Origin of the sequence: Lentzea terrae, from assembly GCF_003265345.1 — a bacterium.
Taxonomy (GTDB): domain Bacteria; phylum Actinomycetota; class Actinomycetes; order Mycobacteriales; family Pseudonocardiaceae; genus Lentzea; species Lentzea terrae.
Window position 1 is genome coordinate 1 of the sequence record NZ_QFWW01000034.1, and the last position, 12981, is coordinate 12981.

13 protein-coding genes and 1 rRNA gene are annotated in these 12981 nt (G+C 70.6%); 13 read left to right on the forward strand and 1 reads right to left on the reverse strand.

Annotated features, from left to right (window positions below):
• The 13 genes from rrf to DI276_RS41790 all read left to right on the forward strand — a co-directional run.
• A 5S ribosomal RNA gene (gene rrf / locus DI276_RS41730) occupies positions 1-85 on the forward strand; the annotation flags it as partial.
• 92 nt (positions 86-177) lie between these two features.
• Positions 178-2778 (forward strand): hypothetical protein, encoded by a 2601-nt coding sequence (locus tag DI276_RS52800; protein WP_157985299.1) that lies wholly within the window; start codon positions 178-180, stop codon positions 2776-2778.
• Positions 2775-3569 (forward strand): HAD-IIA family hydrolase, encoded by a 795-nt coding sequence (locus DI276_RS41740; protein ID WP_112274381.1) that lies wholly within the window; start codon positions 2775-2777, stop codon positions 3567-3569. The genes DI276_RS52800 and DI276_RS41740 overlap by 4 nt, the downstream gene beginning before the upstream one ends.
• 5 nt (positions 3570-3574) lie before the next feature.
• Complete coding sequence (locus tag DI276_RS51635) at positions 3575-3742, forward strand: hypothetical protein (protein WP_198681245.1); 168 nt, start codon at positions 3575-3577, stop codon at positions 3740-3742.
• A 6-nt stretch (positions 3743-3748) separates the two neighbouring features.
• Entirely contained in the window at positions 3749-4546 is a 798-nt protein-coding gene (locus DI276_RS41745) for a TlyA family RNA methyltransferase (RefSeq protein WP_112274383.1), read from the forward strand.
• Positions 4543-5433 (forward strand): NAD kinase, encoded by an 891-nt coding sequence (locus DI276_RS41750; protein WP_112274385.1) that lies wholly within the window; start codon positions 4543-4545, stop codon positions 5431-5433. The genes DI276_RS41745 and DI276_RS41750 overlap by 4 nt, the downstream gene beginning before the upstream one ends.
• 92 nt (positions 5434-5525) lie before the next feature.
• On the forward strand, positions 5526-7295 hold the full coding sequence (recN, locus tag DI276_RS41755) for a DNA repair protein RecN (RefSeq protein WP_112274816.1): 1770 nt from the start codon (positions 5526-5528) through the stop codon (positions 7293-7295).
• Positions 7296-7998: 703 nt separating this feature from the next.
• On the forward strand, positions 7999-8625 hold the full coding sequence (locus DI276_RS41765) for a hypothetical protein (protein ID WP_112274389.1): 627 nt from the start codon (positions 7999-8001) through the stop codon (positions 8623-8625).
• Positions 8618-9214 carry a hypothetical protein gene (locus tag DI276_RS41770; protein WP_157985300.1) on the forward strand — a complete coding sequence of 199 codons (597 nt, stop codon included), beginning with the start codon at positions 8618-8620 and terminating at the stop codon, positions 9212-9214. Before DI276_RS41765 ends, DI276_RS41770 begins: the two co-directional genes overlap by 8 nt.
• A complete protein-coding gene (locus DI276_RS41775) occupies positions 9211-9642 on the forward strand; it encodes a hypothetical protein (protein ID WP_112274393.1) in 432 nt (143 codons plus the stop codon). Before DI276_RS41770 ends, DI276_RS41775 begins: the two co-directional genes overlap by 4 nt.
• Entirely contained in the window at positions 9639-10076 is a 438-nt protein-coding gene (locus DI276_RS41780) for a hypothetical protein (protein ID WP_112274395.1), read from the forward strand. Before DI276_RS41775 ends, DI276_RS41780 begins: the two co-directional genes overlap by 4 nt.
• A gap of 62 nt (positions 10077-10138) precedes the next feature.
• Positions 10139-11323, forward strand: coding sequence for a putative cytokinetic ring protein SteA (gene steA, locus DI276_RS41785; RefSeq protein WP_112274397.1), 1185 nt, complete (start codon positions 10139-10141; stop codon positions 11321-11323).
• Positions 11320-12258, forward strand: a complete 939-nt coding sequence (locus DI276_RS41790; protein WP_112274399.1) for a copper transporter — start codon at positions 11320-11322, stop codon at positions 12256-12258. Before steA ends, DI276_RS41790 begins: the two co-directional genes overlap by 4 nt.
• Here the strand turns inward: DI276_RS41790 and DI276_RS41795 are convergent.
• The gene (locus tag DI276_RS41795; RefSeq protein WP_157985301.1) at positions 12255-12929 is read right to left on the reverse strand and encodes an SMI1/KNR4 family protein; all 675 of its coding nucleotides are present in this window, start codon (positions 12927-12929) and stop codon (positions 12255-12257) included. The two genes, DI276_RS41790 and DI276_RS41795, sit on opposite strands and share 4 nt — an antisense overlap.
• Positions 12930-12981 lie beyond the last annotated feature (52 nt).

Below are 12981 nucleotides of genomic sequence, written 5' to 3' on the forward strand. Positions count from 1 at the left end.
TCCCATTCCGAACCCGGTAGTTAAGCCCTTCTGCGCCGATGGTACTGCACTGGTTACGGTGTGGGAGAGTAGGTCGCCGCCGAACTTTACTTCCCTGAAGGGGCTTGTGATCGCGGGGCACAATTACAGTGCTTCGCTCACAAGCCCCTTTCAGCGTGTCCACAGTAGGAGGATTTGGTGTCCAGGTTCGGGGATCGTCCCGGCGACCGTCAGCGTGGCCAGGGAGACCGACCGCGCCATTCCGACGGTGGCCGTCCATCAGGCGATCGCAAGTTCAGCAACAACCGTGACGACCGCGGCGGCTATCAGCGTGGTGAGGGCTCCGGCGACCGCAACCGCAGCGGCGACCGTCGAGACGACCGAGCCGGCAACCGTTCCAGCGACCGCGGCAACTACCGCGGCCAGGGTTCGAGCTCCGGCGACCGCCGCGACGACCGCGGCGGCTACCAGCGCCGCGAGGGCTCGAGCGACCGCGGCGGTTACCGCAAGAGCGACTCCGGCGACCGTGCCGGCTACCGGTCCGACCGCAGCGGCGACCGCCCCGGCTACCGCAAGGACGACTCGAACGACCGCGGCGGCTACCGCTCAGGCGACCGCAACCAGGGTTCCAGCGGGCGCTCGGGCGACCGCAGCAGCTTCCGCAAGGACGACTCGGGCGATCGCGGTGGCTACCGTGGCGACCGCTCGAGCGACCGTGGCGGTTACCGCAAGGACGACTCCGGCGACCGTGGCGGTTTCCGTGGTGAGCGCTCGGGCGACCGCGGCGGCTACCGCTCCGGCAGCGACCGCAGCAGCTTCCGCAAGGACGACTCGGGCGACCGTGGTGGCTACCGCGGCGACCGCTCCAGCGACCGTGGTGGTTACCGCAAGAGCGACTCGGGTGACCGTGGCGGTTTCCGCAGTGAGCGCTCGGGTGACCGTGGTGGCTTCCGCAAGGACGACTCGGGTGAGCGCGGTGGGTACCGCGGCGACCGCGGTGGTTTCCGCAAGGACGATTCCGGTGACCGTGGTGGCTTCCGCTCCGGCGGCGACCGTGGCGGCTACCGCAAGGACGACTCCGGCGACCGTGGCGGCTACCGCAAGGACGACTCCGGCGACCGCGGTGGGTACCGCTCCGGCGGCGACCGTGGCGGCTACCGCAAGAGCGACTCGGGTGACCGCGGTGGTAACCGGGGCGAGGGTTCTGGCGAGCGCGGTGGCTACCGCGGCCAGGGTTCCAGTGACCGTGGTGGGTTCCGCAGCGAGCGTTCGGGTGACCGTGGCGGTTACCGCAAGGACGACTCGGGCGATCGCGGCGGCTACCGTGGCGACCGCTCCAGCGACCGTGGCGGCTACCGCAAGAGCGACTCCGGGGACCGTGGCGGTTACCGGGGCGAGGGTTCTGGCGAGCGCGGCGGCTACCGCGGCCAGGGCTCGGGTGATCGCGGCGGCTACCGCAAGAGCGACTCCGGGGACCGTGGCGGCTACCGCGGCGAGCGTTCTGGCGACCGGGGTGGTTACCGTCGCGACGACCGCGACAACTCCCGCACCGACGAGCGTTCCGGTGCGCCGCGCGACGACCGTCGTGACGAGCGCAGCCGTGAGCGTGCGGCGCGCTTCCAGGAGCGCATCGCCGAGCAGGAGACCTCCGACCAGACCGGCACCTCTGAGGTGACCTCGGGCTCCGCCGAACGTCCCGGCTACAGGCTGGGCGACGGCGCCGCGGCCACCCGTGCCGCTGCGAGCCGCGAGGCCGGCGACGCCGAGTCCGCGGATGCCGCTGACGGCGACTCGGGCGACGCCCAGGCCGCCGACGAGCGCGACGATGTCGAGAGCAACGCAGACCGCGCGGCCGCAGTCGACGCCGAAGCCGGCGACGAGAGCGTCGCGCGCGCCGACGACGCCGACAGCAACGACGAACGCGCCTCCGCTGACGACTCTGCCGACGATCGCGAGGGCAGCGACGACGCTGACCGCGACAGCGATGAGGCTCGGGCTGCCAGCGACGACAGCGCAGACCGTGGTGACCGCGACTCGCGTGACGACCGCGACGACCGGGACGCGCGTGACGACCGTGGCGATCGGGATGACCGCGACGACGCCCCCGCGCCCCGCGGCGGCCGGCCCGAGCTGCCGGAGGAGGCCGACCTCTCCCTGCTCGACCCGGAGATCAAGGCCGAGCTCCGCAGCCTGCCCAAGGGCCTCGCGGAGATCGTCGGCCGGCACCTGGCCGCGGCCGGGCTGCTGATCGACGAGGAGCCCGAGCTGGCCCTGGAGCACGCCCGGTACGCGCGCAGCAAGGCGGCGCGGGTCGGCGTGGTGCGGGAAGCGGCTGGGCTGACCGCCTACTTCGCGGACGAGTGGGCCGAGGCTCTCAGCGAGCTGCGGGCCGCGCGCCGGATGATGCCCGGACCGGGCCACCTGGCGATCATGGCCGACTGCGAGCGGGCCCTCGGCCGGCCGGAGCGGGCCATCGACCTGGCCAAGGACCCGGCGGCGAAGGACCTGTCCCAGGAGGACGAGATCGAGCTGCGGATCGTCGCGGCCGGTGCTCGCCGGGACATGGGGCAGCTGGACGCGGCCGTCGTCGCGTTGCAGGGGCCGGACCTCGATCCGGGGCAGCGCAATCCCTACTCGGCGCGGCTCTTCTACGCTTACGCCGACAACCTGGCCGCGGCCGGTCGCATCGAGGAAGCCGTCAAGTGGTTCCTCAACGCCGCCGAGGCTGACGACGAAGGGGAGACGGACGCCGCCGAGCGCGCGTTCGAGCTGACCCAGGAGGAGACCGCGCAGCAGTGAGCGAGACGTTGGTCGACCGGTACGACGCGTTGCTGATCGATCTCGACGGCACCGTCTACCGCGGATCTCAAGCCGTGCCGGGTGCTGCCGAGGCGATCGCCGAGGCAAGAGCAAAAGGCGCCGGGATCCGGTATGTCACCAACAACGCCTCTCGCTCACCGCAGGCGGTTGCGGATCACCTCGTCGAGCTCGGGTTCGAGACGAGCGTCGACGAGGTGAGCACCTCCGCTCAGGCAGGTGCGGCCATGCTCGCCGAGCGGCTGCCCAAGCGCTCCACCGTGCTCGTGCTCGGCACCAAGGCCCTCGAGGCCGAGGTGTTCAAGCGCGGCTTGATCCCGACCGACACCGCCGACGGCGCGGTGGCGGTGCTGCAGGGCCTCAGCATGGACCTCGGCTGGCGCGAGCTGGCCGAGGCCGCCGTGGCCATTCGCAACGGCGCGCTGTGGGTGGCGTGCAACGTCGACGCCACCCTGCCCACCGAACGCGGCCTGCTGCCCGGCAACGGCAGTCTCGTCGCGGCGCTCAGGACCGCAACGGGGCAGGAGCCGCTCGTCGCCGGCAAGCCCGCCACGCCGTTGCTCGAACAGGCGGCCAAGGAACTCGGAGCGAACCGTCCGCTGGTGATCGGCGACCGGCTCGACACGGACATTCTGGGCGCCGTGAACGCCGGCATGGACTCGCTGCTCGTGCTCACGGGTGTATCCACGGAAGCCGAGGCCCAAGCGCTTCCGGAAGAGCAAAGGCCCACGTATGTCGGCGCGGACCTGTCGGTACTCCATCGGCTACCGTAAGAGCCGTGAGCTACCCCCTGCCCGGACCGCCGCCCAACCCGGCTGACGCCATCGACGGCGCGCTGGCGAGGCTCGACGGGCTCGAGAACGTTCCCCTCGCCGAGCACGTGGCGCGGTTCGACGCCGTGCACGCGACGCTCACCGACGCACTGTCGAGCATCGACAAGGTGTGATGCACAGTGCCTCGCAGGGTGCGGCTCGACGCCGAACTCGTGCGCAGGGGGCTCGCCAAGTCCCGTGAGCACGCCAGCCAACTCGTCGCGGACGGCCGCGTCACGGTGCGCGGCACCGTCGCGACGAAGCCCGCGACCGCGGTGGAGACCTCCGACGCGGTCGTCGTCAAGGACCTCGACAACGACCCGAACTGGGCCAGCAGGGGCGCGCACAAGCTGATCGGCGCGCTCGAGGGCTTCAAGATCGACCCAACCGGCAGGCGGTGCCTCGACGCCGGCGCATCCACTGGCGGTTTCACCGACGTCCTGCTCAGAAACGGCGCGAAGCAGGTGGTCGCGGCCGACGTCGGCAGAGGGTTGCTCGACTGGAAGCTGCAGACCGACGACCGGGTCGTGGTGAAGGACAAGACCAACGTCCGCACCCTCACTCCGGAGGACATCGGCGGGAAAGTTGAACTCGTCGTAGCGGATCTTTCGTTTATCTCGTTGAGGCTTGTGCTTCCCGCACTGGCCGCGTGCCTCGACGAGGAGGGCGACCTGCTGCCGATGGTCAAGCCGCAGTTCGAGGTCGGCAAGGAACGGCTCGGCTCCGGTGGCGTCGTGCGCGACCCGGAACTGCGCGTTGCCGCCGTGCTCGAAGTGACCGAAGCAGCAGCGGAACTGGGTCTGGCTGTGCACGGGGTCGTCGCGAGCCCGTTGCCAGGACCGTCCGGCAACGTCGAGTACTTCCTCTGGCTCCGCAAGGGCGAGTTCGTGCCCGCGGAGGAGATGGTGCGCACCGCCGTCGAAGAAGGGCCCCAATGAGGGAAGTCCTGCTGGTCGTCCACACCGGCCACCAGAGCAACATCGATCTCGCCCGTCAGGTCGCCGGACGTCTCGCGGTCGGTGGCGTCACGACAAGGGTGCTCGACGACGAGGCGCGTGACCTCGGGCCGTCGTGCTGCACCAAGGTCGTGCCCGCCGACGACCACGCGGCCGAGGGCACCGAGCTGGTGCTCGTCCTCGGCGGTGACGGCACGTTGCTGCGCGGCGCCGAGCTCGCCCGGCCGGCGCGCGTTCCGGTGCTGGGCGTCAACCTCGGGCGCGTCGGGTTCCTCGCGGAGGCCGACTCGGACGCGTTGCACGAGGCGGTCGGTCACGTGCTGGAGCGCGACTACTTCGTGGAAGAGCGCATGACGCTCGACCTGGTCGCGAAGGTCAACGGCGACGTCGTCGTGAAGACGTGGGCGCTCAACGAGATCAGCGTCGAGAAGCTGATCCGCGAACGCATTCTCGAAGTGGTCATCGAGGTCGACGGACGGCCCGTGTCGGCGTTCGGCTGCGACGGCGTGCTGTGTGCGACGCCGACGGGCTCGACGGCGTACGCGTTCTCCGCCGGCGGCCCCGTCGTGTGGCCGGACGTGCAGGCGATCCTGGTGGTGCCGAGCAACGCGCACGCGCTGTTCGCCCGCCCGCTGGTCGTGTCGCCGAAGTCGCACGTGGCGTTCGAGATCGAGTCGACCGGGCATCCGGCGGCGCTGTCCGCGGACGGGCGGCGCACGTTCGAGCTGCCGGCGGGCGCGCGGATCGAGATCGTGGAGGGTGCGGTGCCGCTCAAGGTCGTGCGGCTGCGCCAGGCTCCGTTCACGGACCGGCTGGTCGAGAAGTTCGATCTGCCGGTGAAGGGATGGCGGGGACCATCGGCAGGCTGACCGCGCCGCTCGGTGCGTCGGCACTCGCTCGTTACGGTGCCCGCGAAGAAATGTCGGACTCGACAAGTAAGGTTCGCCCTGTGCTGGCCGAGATGCGCATCAATGGCCTTGGCGTGATCGACGAGGCCACCCTTGAACTGGACCCCGGATTCACCGTCGTCACCGGTGAGACGGGCGCGGGCAAGACCATGGTCGTGACCGGGTTGCACCTGCTCGGCGGTGGCCGTGCGGAGGCGTCCCGCGTGCGCACCGGAGCCGACAAAGCGGTGGTTGAAGGCCGCTTCCAGGCTCCGGCGGGCAGCCCTGCCGCGAAGGTGGCGGAGGAGGTCGGCGGCGAGGCGGACGAGGACGGTTCACTGATCGCGATCCGCACCGTCGGCGCCGACGGCCGCTCCCGCGCGCACGTCGGTGGCCGCTCCGTGCCCGTCGGCGTGCTGTCCGAACTGGCGGAGCAGCTGATCGCCGTCCACGGCCAGAACGACCAGCTGCGCCTCATGCGTCCCACGGAGCAGCGCGGCGTGCTGGACCGCTTCGCCGGCGACGACGTGGGCGAGCCGCTGCGCGCGTACCAGGCCGTCCGCGAGGAGTGGCTGCGCGTGTCGGCGGAGCTTCGCGAGCGCACCGAACGCTCGCGCGAGCTGGCGCGGGAAGCCGACCTGCTGCGGCACGGCCTGACCGAGATCGACGCCGTCGACCCCAAGCCGGGCGAGGAAGGCGAGCTGCACGACGAGGCCCGCCGGCTCGCCGACGCGGACCAGCTCCGCGAGGCGGCCCAGGGCGCGCAGTTCGCGGTCAGCGGTTCGCTGGAGGGCGACCCGGACAACCCCGGCGCGCTGGGCCTGATCTCCGAAGCCGCGCGCCGCCTGTCCGCGTCCGAGGACCCGAAGCTGCGCGAGATGGAACCGCGGCTCGTCGAGGCGGCAACGCTGCTGGCCGACGTCGGCGCCGAGATCTCCGGCTACCTCGACCACCTCGAGGCCGACCCCGGCCGGCTGGAGCAGGTGCTGCAGCGCCAGGCCGAGCTGAAGGCGCTGACCCGCAAGTACGCCGCGGACGTCGACGGCGTGATCGCGTGGGCAGCCGACGCACGCGCTCGCCTGGACGGCCTCGACACCTCAGAAGAGGCGCTCACCGGCCTGGCCACGCGCCGCGACGAGCTGGCCGCGGAGCTGGCCTCGTTGGCCGAGCAGGTCACCGCGGCGCGCGTCGAGGCTGCCCTGGAACTCGGCAAGGCCGTCACCGAGGAGCTCGACGGCCTGGCGATGCCGCACGCGTCGGTCGAGCTGGCGGTTCGCCCCCGGCACGCGGAGTCCGGCGACGCGCAGGCGCTCAACGTCGGACGTTCGGTGCTGCACGCGGGCTCGTCAGGCGTGGACGACGTGGAGCTGCGCCTCATCTCGCACCCCGGCGCCCCGGCCCTGCCGGTGCACAAGGGCGCGTCCGGCGGCGAGCTGTCCCGCGTGATGCTCGCGCTGGAAGTCGTCCTGTCGCACTCCGACCCGGTGCCGACCCTCGTGTTCGACGAGGTGGACGCCGGCGTCGGCGGCCGCGCGGCCGTGGAGGTGGGCCGCCGTCTCGCCCGCCTCGCCCGCTCGCACCAGGTCATCGTCGTGACGCACCTGCCGCAGGTGGCGGCGTTCGCCGACCGGCACCTGGTGGTCGACAAGTCCGCCGACGGCACGTTCACGCGCTCCGCCGTGCGTCGGCTGGACGAGACGCAGCGCGTGGTCGAGCTGGCTCGGATGCTCGCGGGCATGGACTCGACCGACACGGGGCGGGCGCACGCCGAGGAGTTGCTCGCGGCGGCCAAGGCGGACAAGTCGTCGGCTCCGGTGGTGCGGCGCCGCAAGAAGAAGGCCTGAGAGGGACTCACTCGCTTTGGGCGAGGTGTGCCCGCGGAAAGCGCTGGCCCACGTCGTTCGTCGTCTCTTCTGGGGAGCGACCCCCAGACCCCCCGCGGGTTCGGGCGCTGGGCGCCCGAACGGGTTCTGGCCGCGCCACGCCTTAGGGATCTTCGGGCGGGTTCGGGGCGCGAGGGTGCCTGAGCGGGTTTGTGGTCGCGGGTGCCTTCGGGACCCTCGCCGGGGTCGCGGACGTGGTGTGGCTGGTGGCTTCTGATCGCGCCGTGTCTTCGGATCTTCGGTGGGATCGGGGCGGCGACGGTGCCTGAACAGGTTGTGGTCGCGTGTGCCTTGACTTCGGCGGGTCGGGGACGTGGTGTTCCTGGGGGTCCTGGTTGCGCCATGCCTTTGGATCTTCGATGGGACCGGGGCGCGACGGTGTCCGAACGGTTTGCGGTCGCGGGTGCCTTCGGCATCCTCGCCGGGGTCGCGGACGTGGTGTGGCTGGCTGGGAGGTGTTGCGTCTTGGCGAGAGCCTGATCTGGAGCCGGCTGGTGGCGGAAGTCGGTGCGCTTCTCCCCGACGTGGTGCAGGCAGTCGGCGCCGAGGTGATCAGGTGCCTTCCCCGCTCCGCCGTCACCCCCGAGGTTCGGCATGATGGGAACGTGACCGAGCCCCGGTCAGCGGACGCACACGGTGGTGCGGTGGAAGGTGGACCGGATCTGTGACCACGCGCCGGGTGTTCGGGGCGGTGCTGGTGCTCGTCGCGGCCGGGCTGGCGGTGGCGGCGACGTTCTTGTCCGCCTATGCCGTCCAGGTTCGGGTGCAGGGGCGGACGTTGCGGTACGAGGCCACGTCGTGGGTCACCGAGCGGGATGATTTCCGGGGTGCGCTCATGCTCGGGCCGATCGAGTTCGGCGAGCCGGCGGTGGGGGCCGCGCTGGTGATGGCGTTGGCGACGGTGCTGGCGTTTCGGATGCCGGCGGCTCGGGTCGGGTCGTTGCTCGGGGCCGGGCTGTTGACCGGGGTGGCCTGGTCGGCGGTTGCGAGTGTGCAGGGGACGGTCCAGAAGGTGCGTGAGCTCGAGTCGCCGGTGCCGTTCGACGTCGAGCAGGGCGACGGGGTGACCTTGCTGATCGTCGCGGCCGGGGTCGGGGTGGTGGCGGCGGTGTTGCACCAGGAGTTGCCGCGCAGAACCGCTGAGGTGCCCGCGGACGGGGTCGTGATCCACCAGATCGAGGGTGACGAGAGCGAGACGCCGCCGTACGGGTTCCCGGTGATCGTGGAGCCGCAGGAACCGAAGAAGGAACCACACGAGGAAAGCGACCCGCAGGAGCAGAAGAGTGATTGATCGGGGGAGGATCGCCGCGCTCTTGCTGATGCTGGGGGCAGGGCTGGCGGTCGTCGGGAGCTTCGAGGAGACCTACCGGACGATCTACCGCGGAATCGGGCCCGAGCGGACGTACACCACGAACATGTGGATCGTCGTCTCGTCGCCGCCGTCGCTCCTGCCGGAGAACGACGCCTACTACGCCGTCGGATGGCCCGTGATCGCGATGGCGGTGTTGATGGTGATGGCGGCAGTGCTCCTGCTGCTGCGCCGGAGCGGCACCGTCGCGAAGACGGTCGCGCTGGCGGCGGCGGGGGCGCTGGCCGGAGTCGTGCTCACGTACTGGGTGCAGGTGCGGCACGAGGAAGAGATGATGACTGACTGGCCGGCGCAGGGCGGGCCGACGGTGCAGTTGGACCTTCTCGTGGGCATGTACCTGTTGCTCGCGGGAGCGGTCATCGGACTGGTAGGTGCCGTACTCGCTCAACGGAAGCAGGAAGAGCAGCCGCAGGAACAAGAAGAAGACGTGGTCGTGCACCAGCTCGACGCAGACGACGACACGCCGCCGTTCGGGATCGCCATCCAGGAGCAGGACCAGGAGGCACGGTGATCGGAAGACCGACGGCGGTCGCGTTGATCGCGGCCGGGGTGGTGCTGACCGCGACGGCGCTGATCCTCCCGTGGTACTCGACCGCGTACGCGCCGAACGTCGAGGTGATCGTCCGGGCGTGGGGCACCGAGGTCGTCAACAAGCCAGGCGACTGGCCCGCCGGTGAGCTCTCGCCCTGGTACGGCCTGCCCATCGCGGCAACGGCCGCACTGCTCGTCGCCGGAATCTGGGTCAGCCGAGCCGCACTGGCCGGCGCCGCGGCACAACTGGGAGCCGTCGGCATCACCACTGCGCTCACCATCTCGGAACGCGGCCACGCCGTCGAGCAGCAGGGCGACTTCGCGATCGGCTTCGGCCTGGTCTTCCTCGCCGCAGGCACCCTCGTCGCTCTCACCGGCGCCGTCGCCGTTCAACGGGAGCCGAAATGAAACTCCTCAGCGCAGCGCTCCTCGTGCTGGCCGCCGCGGCCGCGGTCGTCGCGACGTTCCTGCCGTTCTCGGAGCTGCTGATCCGGCTGGCTCCCGACCAGCCGCAGACCGCCTACGTCACCACGGGCTGGAGCACCCACTTCGGGTCGACGAATGACGAGCACGGCCCGCTCTTCGGCATTCCGGCGGTAGCGGCCGCCGTGGCAACGCTCGTCGGCATCCGGTGGCGGAAAGTCGCATTCGCCGGAGCTGCCGCACTTGCCGGGGTCACCGGAATGCTGTTCGTGTATTTGCTGAACGCGATCAGCTTTCACAAGGCCGGCAACATCACCATCGATCCGGCGCTGGAAGCCGGATTCGGCAACGGCATCTGGGTGCTGATAGCGGCAACAATCCTCGCGTTTGGAGCCGTAGTAGTTCACCCCGACGACTGACCAGCAAGAATTGCCCGGCGTGCCTCACCTGTCGCGTGCGCACCGTGAGTCACTATCGGCGCATGAAGCTTTCCGGGTTGCTGAGCCGCACGAACCACGAACTTCCCGGTGTCACGGGCGTCGCGCGGGTTGATCGGCGCGCTAGTGACCTGGTGCGGCGCGTCAGTCCCGGTGATGTCGCCGTTTTCGACCTCGTCGACCTCGACCGGCGCACGGCGGAAGCGCTCGTCGCGGCCGAGGTGGTCGGTGTCGTGAACGCCTCGCCGTCGATTTCCGGGCGATTTCCCAATCTCGGACCGGAACTGCTGATCGAGGCGGGCATTCCGCTGATCGACAACGTTGGCGTGGCCGCCCTGCGCGAGATCAAGGACGGCGTCAAGATCCGGCTGCACGAGGGTGTCGTGTACGCCGGGGAACGCGAGCTCGCGAAGGGCGTCGAGCAGAACGCCGAGAGCATCGCCGACGCCATGATCGAGGCGAAGGCCGGCATGTCGGCGCAGCTGGAGGCCTTCTCCGCCAACACCATCGAGTTCCTCAGGCGCGAGAGGGCACTCGTGCTCGACGGCGTCGGCGTGCCCGAGGTCTACGTGCCGATGCGCGACCGGCAGGTGCTCGTCGTCGCAGGTGGACCGTCGCACGCGGAACAGCTGCGCAAGCTCCGCAAGTACATCCGCGAGTACCGGCCGGTGCTGATCGGGGTCGACACCGGCGCGGACACGCTGCACGACGCCGGGTACAAGCCGGACGTCATCGTCGGCGACCCCGACGGCATCGGCACCGCGTCACTGCGCGCGGCCACCGAGGTGGTCGTGCCCGCGCAGACCGACGGCCACGCGCCCGGCCTGCAGCGGATCCAGGACCTCGGCATCGGCGCGGTGACGTTCCCCGCGTCGGGCAACGCGGAGGACCTCGCGTTGCTGCTCGCCGAGGCCCACGGGGCGTCCCTGGTCGTCACGGTGGGGCTGCGCGCGACGTTGCGCGAGTTCCTCGACCGCGGGCACTCCGGTTCCAACCCCTCCACGTTCCTCACCCGGTTGAAGCTCGGCAGCAAGCTCGTCGACGGGGAGGCCGTCGCGACCTTGCATCGCAGCCGGGTGTCAATGGGCGTGATCGTTCTGCTGGTGGCCGCCGCGATCGTCGCCATGGTGGCGGCGCTTTCGGTGTCCGGCGTCGGTCACGTCTACGTCGACATCGTCGTCGACGCGTGGCAATCCGTCGTCAACTGGTTCAAGGGGTTCTTCTCGTGATCTCGCTGCGCTACCACATAGTTTCGATCACCGCGGTCTTCTTGGCCCTCGCGGTGGGTGTCGTGCTGGGGTCGACCGCGATCAGCGGGCGGCTGTTGTCGGGGTTGAGCGACGAGAAGAACTCGTTGGCACAGCAGGTGAACGACCTGCAGAACGACCGCAACGCGTTGAACGCCAAGCTGACCGAGGCGGACAAGTTCGCCGCGTCCGTCGGCCCGCTCGCGGTCAAGGACCGGCTCACCGACCGGACCGTCGTGCTCGTCACGACCTCGGACGCGCGTCCGTCCGATCGGGACGCGCTGAGCGGCCTGCTCAAGTCCGCCGGCGCCACCGTCACCGGTGAGATCCAGCTGACCGACGCGTTCGCCGACCCGTCCCGCGGCGACCAGCTCCGCGACCTCGTGGCACGGCTGCAGCCCGCCGGTTCGCAGCTGCCCACCGCCGGTGACCCCGGCACCCGCGCGGGCGGTTTGTTCGGCACGTTGCTGCTGCTCAACCCCGCCAACAACGAACCGCAGGCCTCCGCTGACGAGGCCGCCGCCGCGCTCGCCGGGCTGTCCAACGCGGGCTTCGTCAAGGCGACGTCGGGCGTGAAGCCCGCTCAGCTCGCGATCGTCCTCACCGGCGGCGCCGCGATCGGTGACTCGGCCGCGGACCGGGCCGCGACGATCGCCCGCTTCGCCACGCAGCTCGACCGGTCCGGCGCCGGCGTCGTGCTGGCGGGCGCGAACGGCTCGGCCAACGGCACGGGCGCGATCGGTGTGGTCCGCGCCGACACGAACGCGACGTCGATCCTGTCCACGGTGGACAACTCCGACACCCCGGCCGGTCAGGTCGTCGTGGTGATGGCGCTGCGCGAACAGCTGGAGGGCCGCTCCGGCCGTTACGGCGTGGCGGGCAACGCCGAGGCATCCTCGCCGGGCACCGCCGGCTAGCGCTCCCAGGCGCCGGGGAACCGCGTCGTGAGCAGTTCGAACGCTTCCGGCGTGCGGGCGCAGGCCCACAGCCACGCGCGGTCGTCCTCGCGGATGATCACGTCGTCGGAGACGAACCACCGGCTGAGAGGATTGTTCAGCGGCAGGAGAGTGAAGTGCTCTTCGAGCAGGGGGACGTCCGCATCGGACCTCTCCCTGTCCGCTGTCTCGCCGCCGTCGCCGAACACCGCCATGGTCAGCACCAGCTCCACACACGCCAGCGAGAAGCGCGACATCCACGGCTTCCACGGGTACTGGTACTTGTCCTGTGAGTCGGTCCTGACCAGCACTTCCGGGTCGTCACCGGCGAGCGGTACTCCCCAGGCCTCGACCCACTGGTCGCTGCGGAAGACGAGGATCTCGCGGTCCAGCCGCAGCTCGGCCGGCGCGAGCAGGCGGTCGTGGTTGCTCGTCACCTCCGGCCGTTTGCCGAACAACGCCAGCGCCTCTTTCAACGCCTCCGGGAGGCCGACTCCGAGCCGGTCCTCGGCTTCGGCGAGCTCCCGGCGGCTCCAGCCGTCCTGAGGCCCGATCGGCTCCGTCCACGTGGCCGCGAAACTCTCGATGAATCGCCACGCCGCGGAACGGTCGTGCACGGCTCTTGCAGCGCTCCCTGCCACGTCGAAGGTCACGTGACAACGATTCCTGATCTCGGCCTGTGCCGTGGGATGTTCGGGGAAACCC